Raw genomic sequence first — 1,681 nt, forward strand, 5'->3', positions numbered from 1 at the left:
CTTGATGCAAAGAAAGATCAATCGGCATCCCCTACCCCTTCACCTATTACTTCTCAAAATTATGCTATCGCTTCAGGTGCTCAAGATTATAGAACAGCTCTTAACGATAGCGTCCCATTCTGATTGAAAAAATATGGCTAAAAGAAAAAAACATGCAAAACGTGGTCGTCCTCGAATTAAAGGGTGTATCAGAGAACCAAATGGACGCATCTCACGAGCAAAAACACCGCATGAACCCATGGATAAATTGGCAATTGAAATGCGTGCCAAACGCTTCTGCTTGACCATAGAAGAGGCTAAAAATCCGCTTTCCGGTACCTATATCGGGCGGCTTTATCTGCAAGGTGTGATTAATCAAGACCAATATGATGCTGCACAAAAATATCTTGAAGTGAGAAACAATTACCTATGTGCAAAAGGATTGCCTAATGCAATTTATGATAACTTTACTCCTCCATCAAATGAGGAGGCACAAAAACGGTGGATTGAAAGAGCAACTCATTGTTATGAAGTGACGAAAGAGGCTATCAAAGAAGCACAACACCTCTATAGACAGTATAATCTTTATGCTGCATTACAATATCTTGTTATAGAAGATCAATCGCTAACACATCTTGTTAGTTCTTTGCGTATTGTTCTTAATGCGCTTCATAAGCACTTTAGCCGTTAAAAAAGAATTGACATCAGATGAAAAATCATTAAAATGTGTATATATTTACACATCGTGAGTTTAGGGAATGGAACAAGATAGCCGAAAAATCATTGCAAAATTAAAGCGTGATGGCTTTGAACTTGTCAAAGTAAAAGGTTCTCATCATAAATTAAAAAAAGATGGTAAGGTTGTTATTGTTCCACATCCTAAAAAAAATCTTCCGATTGGTACAGCACGTTCTATCGCACAACAAGCAGGTTGGTTAAAAAAAGGAGAAGAAAAATGAAAAGATTTTTTGCTCTTGTTCATAAAGATGAAGATTCTGCTTTTGGTGTTCAGTTTCCTGATTTTGAGGGACTTTTTTCTGCTGCTGATGAGGAAGAAAATTTAATCGCAAACGCAACAGAAGCACTTCAACTTTATTGCGAAGATATAGATATAGTGCCTATTCCTTCAAAATTTGAGGAAGTCATCCAACGGGAATCTGTCAAAACAGCTTTGTCAGAAGGAGCTTTTTTAATACAAGTCCCCTTTATTGAAAATGATGCAGAAGTGGTACGTACGAATATATCTATTGAAAGAGGGCTTTTGCGTGCAATTGATGATTGTGCACAAGAAAGAGGTTTAACAAGATCTGCTTTTTTGGCAACAGCAGCGCGTCACGAGCTTAATATTTAGATTTTCTTCTTTTTTGGCTGTGTCAATACATACCTTTTTGTTTCTAAAAACACCATATTTAGGTAAAAAAATAAAAAAAATACAAGATCATGATTTTTTTGTTGACATAGTGTAAAAAATCGTATTTAATGACGACACGGCACTAGTCGTATTGTGTCTAAAATTCAAAAATATCCTCAAAAATTCAGTAAAATGTGAACTTGAAACGTGGCTAGAAAGCCCCGTTTTCTCGGTAATTCTGGTTAATCAATTTTTCACAGAATAAAAATCAATATTTGACTAATGATGTCATTAATTATGACTCAAAAGGAGCAATGATGAAAGCTGTCATCACTAAGCCAATGTGTGTTG

General features: G+C 35.7%; 3 protein-coding genes and 1 pseudogene. All 4 read left to right on the forward strand.

The window, feature by feature from the left end; genetic code table 11:
* Positions 1 to 123 (forward strand): annotated as a pseudogene (locus ACFIJK_RS09135) (single-stranded DNA-binding protein); the annotation flags it as partial.
* Positions 124 to 133: 10 nt separating this feature from the next.
* Entirely contained in the window at positions 134 to 670 is a 537-nt protein-coding gene (locus ACFIJK_RS09140) for a hypothetical protein (protein ID WP_375627573.1), read from the forward strand.
* A 67-nt stretch (positions 671 to 737) separates the two neighbouring features.
* Positions 738 to 938 carry a type II toxin-antitoxin system HicA family toxin gene (locus tag ACFIJK_RS09145; RefSeq protein WP_007553727.1) on the forward strand — a complete coding sequence of 67 codons (201 nt, stop codon included), beginning with the start codon at positions 738 to 740 and terminating at the stop codon, positions 936 to 938.
* Positions 935 to 1,330, forward strand: a complete 396-nt coding sequence (locus ACFIJK_RS09150) for a type II toxin-antitoxin system HicB family antitoxin (RefSeq protein ID WP_005864994.1) — start codon at positions 935 to 937, stop codon at positions 1,328 to 1,330. Before ACFIJK_RS09145 ends, ACFIJK_RS09150 begins: the two co-directional genes overlap by 4 nt.
* The last annotated feature ends 351 nt before the right edge of the window (positions 1,331 to 1,681 follow it).

This window comes from Bartonella sp. PS17NMGDW (genome assembly GCF_042193555.1).
Classification (GTDB): domain Bacteria; phylum Pseudomonadota; class Alphaproteobacteria; order Rhizobiales; family Rhizobiaceae; genus Bartonella; species Bartonella grahamii.